General features: G+C 68.6%; 15 protein-coding genes and 1 pseudogene. 6 read left to right on the top strand and 10 right to left on the bottom strand.

Features of this window, described 5'->3' with window-relative positions; genetic code table 11:
• Window positions 1-89: 89 nt before the first annotated feature.
• A complete protein-coding gene (locus J2853_RS38735) occupies window positions 90-614 on the bottom strand; it encodes a hypothetical protein (RefSeq protein ID WP_307566132.1) in 525 nt (174 codons plus the stop codon).
• Window positions 611-1264: a helix-turn-helix transcriptional regulator gene (locus J2853_RS38730; protein ID WP_307566131.1), complete on the bottom strand. Its 654-nt coding sequence runs from the start codon at window positions 1262-1264 to the stop codon at window positions 611-613. The genes J2853_RS38735 and J2853_RS38730 overlap by 4 nt, the downstream gene beginning before the upstream one ends.
• 849 nt (window positions 1265-2113) lie before the next feature.
• Between J2853_RS38730 and J2853_RS38725 the strand changes: the two genes are divergently transcribed.
• Window positions 2114-2569, top strand: coding sequence for a hypothetical protein (locus tag J2853_RS38725; protein WP_307566130.1), 456 nt, complete (start codon window positions 2114-2116; stop codon window positions 2567-2569).
• Window positions 2570-2674: 105 nt separating this feature from the next.
• Window positions 2675-3883 carry a metal-dependent hydrolase family protein gene (locus tag J2853_RS38720; RefSeq protein WP_307566128.1) on the top strand — a complete coding sequence of 403 codons (1209 nt, stop codon included), beginning with the start codon at window positions 2675-2677 and terminating at the stop codon, window positions 3881-3883.
• A 43-nt stretch (window positions 3884-3926) separates the two neighbouring features.
• On the opposite strand, the gene J2853_RS38715 is transcribed toward J2853_RS38720, so the two are convergent.
• The gene (locus tag J2853_RS38715) at window positions 3927-4919 is read right to left on the bottom strand and encodes a CU044_5270 family protein (protein ID WP_307566126.1); all 993 of its coding nucleotides are present in this window, start codon (window positions 4917-4919) and stop codon (window positions 3927-3929) included.
• Complete coding sequence (locus J2853_RS38710; RefSeq protein ID WP_307566124.1) at window positions 4912-5472, bottom strand: RNA polymerase sigma factor; 561 nt, start codon at window positions 5470-5472, stop codon at window positions 4912-4914. Before J2853_RS38710 ends, J2853_RS38715 begins: the two co-directional genes overlap by 8 nt.
• 288 nt (window positions 5473-5760) lie before the next feature.
• Here J2853_RS38710 and J2853_RS38705 point away from each other — a divergent pair, with 288 nt between their 5' ends.
• On the top strand, window positions 5761-6258 hold the full coding sequence (locus J2853_RS38705; protein WP_307566123.1) for a P-loop nucleotide/nucleoside kinase family protein: 498 nt from the start codon (window positions 5761-5763) through the stop codon (window positions 6256-6258).
• Window positions 6259-6375: 117 nt separating this feature from the next.
• Here the strand turns inward: J2853_RS38705 and J2853_RS38700 are convergent, their stop codons facing one another.
• The gene (locus J2853_RS38700; protein ID WP_307566122.1) at window positions 6376-7293 is read right to left on the bottom strand and encodes an NADP-dependent oxidoreductase; all 918 of its coding nucleotides are present in this window, start codon (window positions 7291-7293) and stop codon (window positions 6376-6378) included.
• Between the two features lie 161 nt (window positions 7294-7454).
• Here J2853_RS38700 and J2853_RS38695 point away from each other — a divergent pair, with 161 nt between their 5' ends.
• Entirely contained in the window at window positions 7455-7607 is a 153-nt protein-coding gene (locus tag J2853_RS38695; protein ID WP_307566120.1) for a hypothetical protein, read from the top strand.
• Window positions 7608-7611: 4 nt separating this feature from the next.
• On the opposite strand, the gene J2853_RS38690 is transcribed toward J2853_RS38695, so the two are convergent.
• Genes J2853_RS38690 through J2853_RS38675 form a run of 4 tightly spaced genes read right to left on the bottom strand, consistent with a single transcriptional unit; the run spans window position 7612 to window position 11001 of the window.
• Complete coding sequence (locus J2853_RS38690; RefSeq protein ID WP_307566119.1) at window positions 7612-8793, bottom strand: ABC transporter permease; 1182 nt, start codon at window positions 8791-8793, stop codon at window positions 7612-7614.
• Window positions 8790-9449, bottom strand: a complete 660-nt coding sequence (locus tag J2853_RS38685; protein ID WP_307566117.1) for an ABC transporter ATP-binding protein — start codon at window positions 9447-9449, stop codon at window positions 8790-8792. The genes J2853_RS38690 and J2853_RS38685 overlap by 4 nt, the downstream gene beginning before the upstream one ends.
• Window positions 9446-10492: a peptidoglycan-binding protein gene (locus J2853_RS38680; protein ID WP_307566115.1), complete on the bottom strand. Its 1047-nt coding sequence runs from the start codon at window positions 10490-10492 to the stop codon at window positions 9446-9448. The genes J2853_RS38685 and J2853_RS38680 overlap by 4 nt, the downstream gene beginning before the upstream one ends.
• Window positions 10489-11001, bottom strand: a complete 513-nt coding sequence (locus tag J2853_RS38675; protein WP_307566113.1) for a hypothetical protein — start codon at window positions 10999-11001, stop codon at window positions 10489-10491. The genes J2853_RS38680 and J2853_RS38675 overlap by 4 nt, the downstream gene beginning before the upstream one ends.
• Before the next feature lie 236 nt (window positions 11002-11237).
• Between J2853_RS38675 and J2853_RS38670 the strand changes: the two are divergent.
• Window positions 11238-11879, top strand: a pseudogene (locus J2853_RS38670) (response regulator transcription factor); the annotation flags it as partial.
• A gap of 173 nt (window positions 11880-12052) precedes the next feature.
• Window positions 12053-13210, top strand: coding sequence for a sensor histidine kinase (locus J2853_RS38665; protein WP_307566112.1), 1158 nt, complete (start codon window positions 12053-12055; stop codon window positions 13208-13210).
• A 105-nt stretch (window positions 13211-13315) separates the two neighbouring features.
• Here J2853_RS38665 and J2853_RS38660 read toward each other — a convergent pair whose 3' ends face one another.
• A complete protein-coding gene (locus J2853_RS38660) occupies window positions 13316-14005 on the bottom strand; it encodes a hypothetical protein (RefSeq protein ID WP_307566110.1) in 690 nt (229 codons plus the stop codon).

Raw genomic sequence — 14005 nt, 5'->3', positions numbered from 1 at the left:
CTAGTCCGGATTAGCTCACCTGCGAGGGCGGGAAGAGCCCGTGTACAGGCACTGAGGTTCTGGCAGGAAAGTTTGATTTGAATCAATCATCATGACAATGAATCTAAATCATGTTTTAGAGCGTTTGCTTTCAGCGTCACTCCACCAGGCTTCAACAGGCCAATTATGGGCGCCTTTACTCCGATTCTCCTTGCCGCACTATGGACAGATTCTCTGATGAACGGAAACAGTGCCGGAACTCCCACTTCCTCCATGAATTGCTTGAGGGTCTCCTCTTCTAGGAAGACGTCAGATTCGGAGGGCTCGTCGGGTCCATCTTCTTCCGCAGATAGGAATAAACCGCCCTCCTCCAGCGAGAAGATTGCGGCAACGTCAACAATGATCTGGGCCTGCGTAGTCTTGATTTCCATTCTGGCCCGGACGGATAGGCGCTCCTTTTCTAATTTATTCATGACCTGTAGGTTGTGTTCGTCGGCTTCGGGTGCAACTTCCGCGGACCCTGGGTTCGACCCCCAGCGTCGGCTGGAAATTTCGAAGAAGTAAATCTGTCGGAGCTCAAGTACTGACTCAAGCTCCTCTGCCGTTAATTTCCTTGCGTTGCCCTCGGCGCTCATTGCATGGCAGCCTTATACTTAACAGATGCGTCGACGCCCCATGTCAGCTGAAACTCATCTTCGACTTGAAGCTCATCTTCGGTTTCGTCGATCTCTAGATTCGCGCTATAGAGGGTCGCTACGCCAAAGAGTCGATTCCGGCGCCATCGATCTATGGAGAGCTTGGTCCTGAGATGCAGTTCATGATTAAGCGCCGAATCGATATCGGACATCTCGTAACGATTTGGTAGGTTGACCTCGTCGCCCATCCTGTGCTGCTTCAGCCAGTTGTTTACTTCTACCCAGAGCCATACCGATGCGCGGCCTGCCGTACCTTCGGGCGATGGAAATGGGGAGGCGTCATTGCGTCGCTCACCATTAACCCACTGGTGAACATTTTGCCTCGTTACCCCAACACGCTCGGCGATCTCGGGTATGCCGACCAGATCCCTATGGAGATGCAGCAAGCGCATACTTGGTACAAGTTCGACAACCGTTCGAGCAGCCGCCATCGCAGCTTCTAGGACGTTCTCCCCGTTCATGGCGATGTCGAGCAGATCAACGCCTCCCCCGCGGAACAGCATCGCGTCAAGATCACGGCAGAGCAGGTCTACGATCCCGACGTCGTCCACGGATGCACCTGTGACTACGAACCGGAACTCGTACTCCATCGCTCCTCCTCACCTCTTGTTTCGAGCTTCCCAGGGGTGTTGACGTTCGTCAACGCCTTCCTATCCGAGATATCTGCGGCAATTACCTCCCTTAGCCCGAAAAAGGGCAATAGGGGCGCTGGCCAGCTCACCCCGGCTACGCCCTGTGGGTGTCAAATATGGTGTCATCTCATACGGCAGGGCCGAAGCGTTCTCGGCTGGTGGGACACACGCGGGCTTGACGAGGCCGGCTTCTGGAACCTGGTCATCGGCTTGGCCCGCCTGATCGGCTGGACCAACATCGCCGCCGCTACCGATCACTACCGCAGCCATCCCGCAGACGGTTTTCAGCTACTCGGTCTCATGAAGCAAGAGCCTTCGACCCTGGTCCGGCCGAGGCGAATCGGATGAATCCCAAGCAACGACAACCGGCTAATCTCCGGCGCGTCCTGATAAATCCGCTTTATCCTTAAAATCCCACTTGGCCTTTTATTTATCATTGGGATCACTTCACAGGCTTTGACCATTGATCCAGATCGCGTTTGCGAACATCCGGGGAAAACGTTTTGTATCCTCCAGGCGAGTACAAGCCTGCAGAATCATCAAGATAATTCCATGTCAAGGAGCACTTTCTTCTCTGGAGCCGCGCGATATCACGAACACTCGAAATCGCCGACTCCAAGAACCAGCCGTCCGGCCTGCGGAAATGGATCATACGGAGACCACTTCACGCATGCCATTTCGCCGGACACGACCTCCTTCCCCTCATCGTTCCGAACTTCAGGCAACCCAAGGAACAGGGAGACCATGAAAAAATCTCGCCCGGCTCTGAAATTCACGCTTCCCGGGATCTTCGCTTTGCTGCTCGCAGTGACGTGGACTCAGCCGGCATACGCATGGACCTGGGCCAGCAACGTCACCGTGTACAACGGCCAAGGCCTGTGCGTCCAAGGCACCGCGGGAATCGACCATCGCATTCCCGGCAACTTTTCCGGCAACCTCGCATATGCGAACACCTACGCGCGGAGCGGGGGGTGCGGCACCGGCTTGACCAAGCCGGACGGTTCGGCCCGCGTGCGGCTCGAAGTGCTCAAGTGGAACGGATCCACCTGGAACGTGTGCCGAAGCACCGCCTGGAAGTACGGCCCCACCGGCATCAGCGGGGGCGACGTCGGCGGCCCCTACGGACCCAGCCAGGTCTTCGACTACGGCGGTTCGTCGTCATGCGGGCCGGGCTTCTACGGAACGCGGGCCTACGCGCAGGTCCACGACGGGTCCGCGTGGCGTGGAGGCAGCGTCTGGTCGGGGCACGAACGCCTGCCGTAGCCGGTGTATGGTTCGGGCCGGGCACCCGCGGCCCCGGCCGCCTCCCCTTCCCCCCGCCACGCTCGCCGTCCCCGGGTCGCGCGAGTTCACCCACGGAGGTCGCACGTGAGCCTGCTTCTGCGCAACGCCCTGATCCTCGACGTGGTCAGCGGTGACTACGCCGAGGGCGACCTGCGCTGCGAGGACGGCCGGATCGTCGAGTCGGGCCACGGCCTGAGCGCGCCGGACGCGCGAGTGATCGACGTCGGCGGCGCCGTGGTCGTCCCCGGCCTGATCGACGCGCACGTGCACGTCACGGCGTGCACCGCCGATCTCACCGCCCTCACCTCGCTGTCCCCGTCCTACGTCGCCGCGCACAGCGCGCGGATCATGGGGCAGATGCTCGACCGCGGCTTCACCACGGTCCGCGACGCCTCCGGCGCCGATCACGGGCTCGCCGACGCGCAGGCCGAGGGCCTGGTCCGCGGGCCTCGGCTGCTGTTCTGCGGCAAGGCGCTGAGCCAGACGGGCGGTCACGGCGACACGCGTAACCGCGGCACGAACAAGCACGACGACCACCCGTGCTGCGCCGGTCTCGGCCGGGTCGCCGACGGCGTGGACGCGGTCCGCGTCGCCGCCCGTGACGAGCTGCGCAAGGGCGCCCATCACCTCAAGGTCATGGCGTCCGGGGGTGTCAGCTCACCCACCGACCGGATCGACTCCACCCAGTACTCCATGGACGAACTGCGGGCGGTCGTCGAGGAGGCCGAGGCGTCCAACCGCTACGTCGCCGCGCACGCCTACACCGCGCGGGCCGTCAACCGCGCGCTGGAGGCGGGCGTGCGATCCGTCGAGCACGGCAACCTGATCGACGACCGCAGCGTGGAGCTGTTCCTGGAGCACGACGCCTACCTCGTCCCGACCCTGGTGACCTACTGGGCGCTCAAGGAGGAGGGCAGGTCCTTCGGGCTGCCGGAGGCGAACTGGCGCAAGGTCGACGACGTGCTCGGCGCGGGCGTCGAGGCGCTGGAGCGCGCGGCCCGCGGCGGGGTGCGGCTGGCTTTCGGAACCGACCTGCTCGGCGGCATGCACCGGCACCAGAACCAGGAGTTCCGCCTGCGCCGCGAGGTCCAGGAGCCCATCGACGTGATCCGCGCGGCGACCGTCAACGCGGCGGACCTCGTCGGCATGGCCGGCCTGATCGGCACGCTCGCCGTGGGCGCCCACGCCGACCTGCTGGTCCTCGACGGCGACCCTCTGCGGGACATCGGAGTCCTCGCCGACCCCAAGCACCTCCGCCACGTCGTGCAGGCGGGCGAGGTGGTCTCGGCCTGAGCGCCCCGCGCTCAGGCCGAGACCACGAGGTCGGGCAGACCCCCTATTCGTCCGAGGGCGCCACCGGCTTGGAGTCGGTCCAGCCGGCCTCCAGCATCACCTCGGTACGTACGTCCTTGTCCGGCATGCCGGTGACCAGGAAGGCCAGCACCATCGAGGTGCCCGGGTCGATGATCAACCTGCCCTGGCCCTGCTGGAGAGGGTACGTGATCGCGACGCCCGGCCTGCCCCGCGGGTCCGTGGTGTCACCCTCGACCCGCACGGCGGGCAGCGCCGCCAGCGCCCGGTAGGCGGCGCCCCGCACCTCCGGAGTGGTGGGCAGTTCGTACAGCAGGGACGCCAGCACCCTCGGCAGGTCGTCGTCCACGAGGTCCTCGTTGGCGCGGATCGCCTCCAGTGTCCGGTTCGTCAGAGCTTCGGGGTCGGAGGGCAGCGCCTTGACCTCTTCCAGGGTCAGCGCCGCGCCGCCGAGCTGAAACTTCTTGTTGCCCTCGTACGGGATCAGAATCCCTTCGGTCGGCGTGGTGGCGAAACCCTCCCATTCGGTCGGCGAGCCGTCGCGGCGCCAGGCCTCCGCATCGAGGGGACGGATGGCCAGGCTCTTGGAGCCGAGCCAGGCCCGGCCCTCCTCGGAGATCCAGTCCTCGATGATGTTGGAGCTCTCCAGCCGGTACGTGTCGCCCGGCTTGCCGTACGGCTTGGCCCACCGGATCGAGTACAGCCGCTTGACGTGCCAGTAGGCGCCTTCGGGCGCGGCCTCGGCTCTGTCCGCCGCAGCCAGCAGGATCGAGTGCCCGGACAGGGAGGTCGCGCTGTGCCCGTGAGAGGGAGAAGGAGCGGCGGTGGAGGCGACCAGGCCGGGTACGGAGATCGCGACCGCGGCGACCGCGGCCGCCGCGGCGAGTCCCGCGACGCCGGCCCGCCACGGAAGGCGCCGCCTGGGTGCCGCGCTCATGAGCGCCCGCACCCTGGGCTTCATGAACGGGTCGTGGTCGGGCGAGCCGTACAGCTCGCGGACCCTGGTGAGTTCATCCATGGTTGGCCCCCATCGGGTCGGCGTCGCCCAGGGCGGCGCGGATCTTGGTTCTGGCACGGTTCAGCCGCGAGCCGACCGTGCCGTAGGAGATGCCGAGCGCGGCGGCGATCTCCTCGTGGCTCAGTCCCGCCAGGGCCGTCAGGAGCAGCACGTCACGCTGGCCCCGGCTGAGACGGGCGATGGCCTCGGCGAGAGCGGGGCGCAGGCTCTCGGCACTGACCCGCGCCGCCACGCGTTCCTCGTGGCCGGGTGAGTCAGCCGGGGGACCGTACCTGTCCATGGCGCGCAGCGCGCGGACCTCGGCTCTGCGGTGTTTGTGAATGAGGTTGGTGGCGATGCCGTACAGCCAGGTTCTGATGCCGGCCCTGGCGGGGTCGTATCGCGCTCGCTTGCGGAACGCCGTCAGGAACGTCTCGGCCACCACGTCATCGGCGTGTCCGTGCCCGAGCCGCTGGGTGACGTAGTTGTGAATCTCTCTGGAGTAGGCGTCGAAGACGGCGGAGAAGTCGTCGAGCGACCGGTCCGGCGGCCGTTCGACCGGCGTGGTTGTCATCGAGAACCCCTCGTGGGCGAATGTCGGTCATGGGATATCACCCGATGGACCGATTCGCTTTCCCGATCGCCGGTGGCTCGCCCCGCCGGATCGGCCGGGCACGCGTCCCCTCACTTCCGGAGCTGGATCCGGTAGGGCGACACGCTTGAGATTCGCCCGGGTTCGCGCTGACGCGGGCCTGGGACCTGATCGCGGAGGAGAACATCCACGCCCCCGACGGCACCGTCCAACCGCTGATCTCGGATGAGGTCGGATCCGTGTGGCAGTGTTCCGGCCATGCTGATCGTGATGAGCGGCCTACCGGGTGCGGGCAAGAGCTCCGTGGCCCAGGAGCTGGGGCGGCTGCTTCCGGCACCGGTGCTGTCGGTCGATCCGGTGGAGGCCGCGATGTGGAGGGCGGGGGTCGACCGCGACCAGCCGACCGGGCTGGCCGCCTACGTCGTGGTGGAGGCGCTGGCCTCCGAGGTTCTCGCGCTCGGGCAGACGGTCGTCGTCGACGCGGTGAACGACGCGGAGGAGGCACGGGAGCAGTGGCGCCGTCTCGCCGTCCGCCGGAGCGTGGCACTGCGCCACATCGAGGTGGTCTGCTCCGATCGGGCTCTGCACCGGCGACGGCTCGAAGGCCGCCGGCGTGACATCGACGGCTTCGTCGAGCCGGCCTGGGCGTCGGTGGAGTCGAGACGCGCGAGCTTCGACGCCTGGCGCGAGGATCGCCTTGTGCTCGACTCCACCGCTCCGTTGACCGGCAACGTGCGGACCGCCCTGGCCCACCTCCGGAAAGTGTGAGGAGATTCCTCACCGAGCCCGGCCTCCGGCGGGGTCCGCCGCTGCCACGGGGCTCGACCGGTCCCAGGCGGCCGGCAGGACGACCGGGGCCGCCGCTGCCACCGGGCTCGACCGGCCTCAGGGGACCAGCAGAACGATCTTCCCGCGCGTACGGCCTTCCGCGCTGAGCCGGAACGCCTCGGCCGTCTCCGACAGCGGAAGCTCCGTGTCGATGTGGACCGTGAGCTTCCCCTCGTCGGCGAGGTCGCCGAGCGCGGTCAGGTCTGCGGCGTCGGGCCGGACGAAGACGTACTGTCCGCCGTGCTCCTTGACCCCGCCGTCGACGATGGACACCACGCGGGACGGGGAGGTGGCAAGCTCGAAGGAGGCGGGGATGGCATCGCCGCCGACGAAGTCGAGGGCCGCGTCGACGCCCTCGGGAGCCAGCGCCCTCACCCGCTCGACGAGCCCGTCGCCGTACGCCACGGGCTCCGCGCCCAGCGAACGCAGGAAGTCGTGCTTGGACTCGCTCGCCGTACCGATCACGCGCGCCCCCCAGGCGACCGCGATCTGTACGGCGAGCGAGCCGACACCGCCCGCCGCCGCGTGCACCAGCACCGTGTCGCCCTTCCCGACGCCCACGGCACGCAGCGACTGGTAGGCGGTCAGCCCGACCAGTGGCAGTCCCCCGGCCTGCTGCCAGCTCAGAGAGGCGGGCTTGCGCGCGAGCGTGCGAACGGGTGCGGCGACCAGTTCGGCGTAGGTGCCGCTCTGCACGGTGTCCTGCCGGTTGTAGCCGATCACCTCGTCACCGGGGGCGAACTCGGTGACCGCGGCGCCGACCTGTTCCACCACTCCGGCCAGGTCCCAGCCGGGGATCAGCGGGAAGTGGACGTACATGATCTGGTCGAGATAACCCGCCGCTATCTTCCAGTCCACCGGGTTCACCCCGGCCGCCTTGATGCGGACGAGCACGGAGTCCGGGCCGATCTTGGGCTCGGGCTGCTCGGTGACCTGCGGGGACTCCCCGTATGCGTTAATCGTGACTGCCTTCATACCCGCTGGAACCACGGGCCGTAGACGATGATTCCCCGCCGCCGCGTTCGGCGACGACCCGGTGGTGATCCGTAGAGTGCCGCCGGACGGTCAGGCACGCTCGGCCGCTGTGTCTTTTTGTGCGTCGTCTGCACACTCTCCCGCCGCGGGTCGAGGCGTCCATGGCCCGCACGATCCTGGCCTCCCTGCTCAGGGAGATCGACCAGGCGATCGACCTCGAAGGGGCTCTGGCGATCCGGGCCGCCAATCCGACGCTGAGTCAGGCCGAGAAACAACGCCTCGGCGAGGCCGTGGCACTGGTGGGCTCCCTGTAGCGGGTCAGGTGGTGGACAGCGCGACGGTCGGGGACAGGCGGGCGGCGCGCATGGCGGGGTAGATCCCGGCGACGGTGCCGATGACCAGGGTGGCGCCGACCGCGCCGCCGATCGCCCACGGCGGCACGACGGCCGGCCAGTCGCGGTACAGGGCGTAGCCGACGGTGGCGAGAGCGCCCAGGGCGGCCCCCACGATGCCCCCCAAGGTGGATAGAAGCAGGGATTCCGATAGGAACTGGACACGCACCTGTCCGCGGGTGGCGCCCAGGGAACGGCGCAGGCCGATCTCCCGCCGCCGTTCCAGCACCGAGATCACCATGGTGTTCGCCACGCCCACCCCGCCGACCAGCAGTGCGACCGCGCCGAGGCCGAGCAGCAGGTTGGTGAAGGCCCCGTCGGCGGCGGCCCTGGCGGCCAGCGCGTCGGAGGGCCTGCTGACATTCACCTCCGAGGGATTCTCCGGGTTCACCGTACGCGGCAGGACGGAACGCACGTCCGTCACCGCCTCCTCGGCCGACCGCTCGTAGAGCGTGGTGGGGTGACCGTCGAAGCCCAGCAGTTCCTCCGCCGCGGGGAACCCGACGAGCGCCGACCGGTCGATCTCGGGTGCGAGCGGCACCGGGCCGAGGACCCCGATGACGGTGAACCAGCGATCGCCCATCCACACCTGCACACCGGTCCTGGTGATGCCCAGCCGCTCGGCGGCCACCGCGCCCAGGACGACCACCGGTTGCCGTTCGGTGGCGGCGTTCAACCAGGTGCCGCTCCGGACGCCGCCCTCCAGCGTACGGAGCAACTCGGTGGTGGCGGCCTGTACGGCGATGCCCCCGGTGACCGCTTCGGAGATGTAGCCGGTCCGCCGCACGGACGTCCCGACGAGTCCGGTGGCCGCGGCGGTGCTCACCGGGCCGATGCGCTTGACCATGGCGACCGCCTCCTCGGGAAGCCTGGCCTCCTGTCCGAAGATCGTCTGTCCCGGCGCCACCGTCAGCAGGTTGGTGCCCAGCCGGTCGAGCCGTCGCAGCAGATCCTCCCGCGAGGAGGAGGAGATGCCGATCACCGCGATCATCGTGGCGATGCCGATGGCGATGCCGAGCGCGGACAGGATCACCCTGGTCGGGCGGCTCCTGAGCCCCGCCGCGCCGACTCGCAGCACGTCGGAGGGGCTGAGCCTGGCGGGCTTCACGTCAGCACCTTCCCGTCCCGGACCCGTACCCGCCGCGGGCACCACTCGGCGATCTCGTCGTCGTGCGTGATGATCGCGATCGTGGTCCCGCCCTCGTGGAGCCCACGCAGGATCTTGAGCACCTCCGACCCCGAGGCGGAGTCCAGGTTGCCGGTCGGCTCGTCGGCCAGCAGCAGCGGGGGATCGCCGACGATCGCCCTGGCCAGGGCCACCCGCTGCTGTTCACCGCCGGAGAGCTGGTTGGGCCGGTGGTCGAGCCGGTGCCCGAGGCCCACCCGCTCCAGAGCCTCCGACGCCCGGTCGCGTCTGGCCCGCAGCGGCGTCCCGGTGTAGAGCAGCCCGTCGGCCACGTTGTCCAGGGCGCTCACCCCCGGCGCCAGGTGGAACTGCTGGAAGACGAACCCGAGGTGGCGGGCCCGCAGCGCCGACAGTTCGCGGTCCGACAGCGCGGCGATGTCGTGGCCCGCGATGCGGACGGTCCCCGAGGTGGGCCGGTCCAGGGTCCCGATCATGTGCAGCATGGTGGACTTGCCCGAACCCGAGGGGCCGATGATGGCCAGCAGCTCGCCCTCCTCCACCAGCAGGTCCACTCCGCGCAGCGCCTGGACGTGCCCGTTGTAGGTCTTGGTCACCTCGCGAAGCTCGATGATGCTCATTGCGACGGCACCCCGACCTTCATGCCTTCTCTGAGCCCGTCGCCGGTGATCTCGACCATGCCGCCGCCGAACGCCCCGACCTCCACCGACGCCAGCCGGGTGCCGGAGCCTTCGACGATCTCGACGCCGAACCCGCCCTCGCGCAGCGCGAGCAGCGCCTCCACCGGTACGGCGAGCACGTTCTCGCGTCGCTCGCTCACCAGCTCGACCTCGACGGGGGCCTGGTCCAGCCTGGTCTTCGGGTCCTTGGTGAGCGCGATCTCGACGTCGACGGTCGTGCCGTCCTCCTTGCTCCTGGCCACCGTGCCCACCTCTGTGATCTTCCCTGCCGCCTTCTCCCCGCCCGGCAGCTCCACGGTGACCTTCGCGCCCTTCTCGGCCAGCGTCTGGTCGGCGCTGTCGAGGTCGAGGTGGACCAGCCGGTTCAGGTCGCTGACCGCGAGAACCTGCTGTCCCGGCGCGGTCCTGCCGCCGACCACCGCCTTCGTCTCGGTCACCCTGACCGCCGAGGGCAGGAACACCACCTGCGTGTCGTCCACCTGCCCGGTCTCGGTCAGCCCCCGGTCGTCCTGCCACTCCCGCACCGCGAGGGAGGTGGCGTAGCTGAAGTGGTCGTCCACGGTGAGGTCCTCGCCGTGGCCCAGCACCCTGAGGTTGCGCTCCAACTGCTCGACGTCGGGTCCGTCGGAGACGCCCACGCCCAACGGCCGGTAGAGGGGCAGCGCGCCGTACATCAGGGTGACCGGCTCGCGGTCGACCTTGAGCAGGGAGCGGCCCCGCCGTACGACCGCACCCTCCTCAGGCGCCCACGTCACCGTTCCCGCCGCGCCGACGGTGAGCCCGCGCCGGCCCGAGTAGGTCAGCGCGCCGGTCACGGTCTTGGTGTCCACCAGGTCCTGCCTGGTGATCGCCGCCGTGGCGGCGACACTCGCCCGGACGGGCACGGCCACCCCGGTGCCGCCATCGACCAGTACGGCCGCCACCGTCCCCGCGGCCACGACCGCGAGAAGAGTCGCCCCCGACAGGACGAGCCCTCTTCTCACTGCCCGCTCTTCTTCATCTCGGGTGCGAACTCCTCGCAGGCCTCCTGGGCCGCCCGCATCTTCTGCTCTCCGCCCTTGGGCATCGTGAGCCTGATTCCGCCGCCCGGCTCGGGGTCGGGCATGTCGATGCCCTGCTCCCGCATGCACCGCGCGAACTTGACCATTTCGTCGAGCCGCTTCGGGTCGGGGGCCGCGTTCCTGTCGCCGGCCGCGTCTTTCATGAGGTGCCGGCACTCCTCCATCGCCTTCTCCGTCTTGGCCCCCTCCCCCTTCCTGGTCTGGATGCGAACCGTCCCGTCGTCACCGGGGTCGGGCATGTCGACGCCGTTCTCGCGCATGCACTGGGCGAACTTCAACTGCGCCTCCGCCCGATCCACCGGGGCCGAGGCCGAGGCCGAGGCGGTGGGCCGGCCGGCGTCTCCCACGCTGGCGACGCCCGAGGTGGTCGGAGCCGCGCCGCACCCTGCCAGCAGCAGCGGTACGGCGAGTAACAGCAGTCGAGCCTTCATGACGCTCTCCCTTGGTCGGTTACCGAGGTTGGCCGCGAGGATTGATCGCGGGGTTGGTTACGAGGGTTGGTCGTGGGGTTGGTCGTGGGGTTGGTTCCGGGTATTGGTTACGAGGGTTGGTTGCGAGGCCAACTTCAACGGAGGCGGTGCTAAACCCGGATAAGCCGCTGAGGAGCGTTGATCGGGAGCCTTCTGCCTTACCCGGTGCTAACACCCGGTGCGTCACGCTCAGCAGCATGCGAGTGCTGATCGTGGAGGACGAGGAACAGCTGGCCGACGCCGTCGCGCGGGGCCTGCGGCTGCACGCCATGGCCGTGGACGTGGCCTACGACGGCCAGGAGGCGCTGGAGCTGGCCGGGTACGTCGACTACGACGTCGTCGTCCTGGACCGCGACCTGCCCGAGGTGCACGGCGACGACGTGTGCGGCGAGCTCAGGCACAGGAGCCGCATCCTCATGCTGACCGCGGCGGGGCAGATCCGCGACAGGATCGACGGGCTGTCCCTGGGCGCGGACGACTACCTGGTCAAGCCGTTCGCGTTCGCCGAGCTGGTCGCCAGGGTCAGGACGCTGGCCCGCCGCTCCTTCCGTACGGTCGTGCCGGCCCTTGAGCGATCGGGGATCAGGCTCGACCCCGCCCGCCGTACGGTCACCAGGGACGGGCGGCGGATCACCCTGAACCGCAAGGAGTTCGACCTGCTGCGGGAGCTCCTGGACGCAGGCGGAGCCCTGGTCACCTCCGCCGAGCTGCGCAGGAGGGTCTGGGACGAGTACGCGGAGGGAGGCACGGGCGTGCTGCGCGTCACGATCACCTCGCTGCGCAGGAAGCTCGGTGCTCCCGCGGTGCTGGAGAACGTACCCGGCAAGGGGTACAGGCTCGCGTCGCCGGAGAACGCGCCCGGCGAGGGAGCGACCGTGAAACCCACGGTGCCGGAGAACGCGTCAGGCAAGGGACCGACCGTGAAACCCACGGTGCTGGAAAACGCGTCCGGCAAGGCACCGGCCGTGAAACCCGCGGTGCCGGCGGACGCGTCAGGCGAGGGGGTCCGGCTGTGAGGCTCGGCCTGCGCATGCGGCTCACCCTGCTGTACGGCGCGCTGTTCTTCGTCGCCGGGTCGATGCTGGTCTGGTTCACCTACCTGCTGACCGCCAAGACCCTGAACCAGCGGTTCACCGTGGTGAGCCGGAAGACGGCCCTCCCGACCGGGGAACTGCCTCCCGACACCGTCATGCGGATCCTGGAGAAGGACGTGGAGGAGCGGGCGACCGGCGTCCTCGACGAGATGCTGCGCTCCTCACTCCTGATCATGGTGCTCGTCGGGATCGTCGCGGTGGTGGTCGGCTACCTGATCGCCGACCGCGCGCTGCGCCCTCTCGACCGGGTCACCGAGACCGCGCAACGGCTGTCGGAGAGCAACCTCCACGAGCGGATCGCCCTTCGCGGGCGGCCCCAGGACGAGATCAAACGGCTGGCCGACACCTTCGACGCGATGCTCGACCGGCTGCACAAGGTGTTCGACGCCCAGCGCAGGTTCATCGCCAACGCCTCGCACGAGCTGCGCACCCCACTGGCGATCAATCGCACGGTCCTGGAGGTGTCGCTGGAGGAGCCCGACGCCTCACCGGACCTCAAGGCGCTGGCCCGTACGCTGCTGGGCACCAACTCCCGCTACGAGCGGATGATCGAGGGACTGCTCCTGCTGGCCCAGTCGGAGCAGGAGCCGGCCTCGCGCAAGTCCCTGGAGCTCGACCAGGTCGTGCGTGCCGCCCTCGACCAGCTCGACCTGCAACCTCGCAAACGACCCGTCACCATCCACCGGGACCTGCGCCCGGTGACGGTCGACGGCGACCCGCTCTTCCTGGAGCGCGCCGTCTTCAACCTGGTGGAGAACGCGATCAAGTACAACGTGCGGGACGGGCAGGTCTGGATCTCCTGCGGGGAGAGCGGCCTGGTCGTGGAGAACACCGGACAGCCGGTCCCGCCGTACGAGGTGGAGGATCTCTTCGAGCCCTTCAGACGACTCCAGGGCGACCGCGTCCGCTCCGCACGCGGCGCGGGGCTCGGGTTGTCGATCGTCCGCGCCATCGTGGACGCCCACGGCGGTACGGTCACCGCCGCCGCACGTCCCGAGGGCGGCCTGCGCGTCACGGTCGGCCTGCTCTCTCCCTCGCCCGCGGTGGCCGGTCCGGTTCACGGCTTCAGCACGTGAAAGTGAACGGGCTGCCGCCGTACGTCGCGGCAATCTCAGGGGCCAGGGCGAAGGCGGCCGATGCAGTGGGTACATTCGTGGAACCCGCCCGAGCCTGGACAGCGCCTAGCGCCGCCACAAGAGGGTCGCGGCCTCGATCGCCGAGCGGTGGTAGGGCGGCAGGTCGTCGCCGCTCCAATAGACCTCGACCTGCGGATCGCTCTCGCCCATCTGTTCCGCCTCCGTTTGCCCCTCCAGCGCCAGCTCCCAGGCGGGCACCCCCGGATCCACCTCGGTCAGATAGACCCGCCGCGTCTCCCCAGAACCGTCGCGCCAGGCGCGCCGCACCGCGACGACGCCCGCGTGCTCGCTCAGCGCGTCCACCACGAGGTGGTCGGTGAGGTCGATCAGGTCGTCCTCCAGGTCGGCGAGCTCGTCGGGGACGCCGTCCGTCAGGTCGAGCCCGGCGGGCACGCGCGCGGGCCGGACCTTCTCGGGGGAGAAGGTGTGGCCGGTCACGGGGGTGCTCGTGGTGAGCGTGACCTCGTCGGCTGCCGTCGGCTCGCCCTCCAGGCCGAGCGCCGCGAACACCTCGCGCAGGACCCCGACCTCCTGGGCCGTCAGCCCGACCCCGCCCTCCGCCGCGGCGATCATCACCGCGTCGGGCAGGTAGGCCAGGTCGCCCTCGGCCAGCATGGTGCGGGCCCGAGTGATCAGCTCGTCCGGAAGCTGGCCGGCCAGTCGCAGCAGCAGCCGGTGCACGCCCCCGTAGAGCTGCCGTGCCCTGTCGTCCAGCTCAGCCCATTCGGCGCTCAC

The organism is Streptosporangium lutulentum (assembly GCF_030811455.1).
In the GTDB taxonomy this organism is placed as follows: Bacteria; Actinomycetota; Actinomycetes; order Streptosporangiales; family Streptosporangiaceae; genus Streptosporangium; species Streptosporangium lutulentum.
This window is presented reverse-complemented; position numbering and strand designations above follow the sequence as displayed.

Excerpts from the sequence above, each read along its gene's own strand:
- J2853_RS38735 (WP_307566132.1), bottom strand. The coding sequence starts at position 614 with ATGAGCGCCGAGGGCAACGCAAGGAAATTAACGGCAGAGGAGCTTGAG.
- J2853_RS38730 (WP_307566131.1), bottom strand. The coding sequence starts at position 1,264 with ATGGAGTACGAGTTCCGGTTCGTAGTCACAGGTGCATCCGTGGACGAC.
- J2853_RS38715 (WP_307566126.1), bottom strand. The coding sequence starts at position 4,919 with ATGGATGAACTCACCAGGGTCCGCGAGCTGTACGGCTCGCCCGACCAC.
- J2853_RS38710 (WP_307566124.1), bottom strand. The coding sequence starts at position 5,472 with ATGACAACCACGCCGGTCGAACGGCCGCCGGACCGGTCGCTCGACGAC.
- J2853_RS38705 (WP_307566123.1), top strand. The coding sequence starts at position 5,761 with ATGAGCGGCCTACCGGGTGCGGGCAAGAGCTCCGTGGCCCAGGAGCTG.
- J2853_RS38700 (WP_307566122.1), bottom strand. The coding sequence starts at position 7,293 with ATGAAGGCAGTCACGATTAACGCATACGGGGAGTCCCCGCAGGTCACC.
- J2853_RS38695 (WP_307566120.1), top strand. The coding sequence starts at position 7,455 with ATGGCCCGCACGATCCTGGCCTCCCTGCTCAGGGAGATCGACCAGGCG.
- J2853_RS38685 (WP_307566117.1), bottom strand. The coding sequence starts at position 9,449 with ATGAGCATCATCGAGCTTCGCGAGGTGACCAAGACCTACAACGGGCAC.
- J2853_RS38675 (WP_307566113.1), bottom strand. The coding sequence starts at position 11,001 with ATGAAGGCTCGACTGCTGTTACTCGCCGTACCGCTGCTGCTGGCAGGG.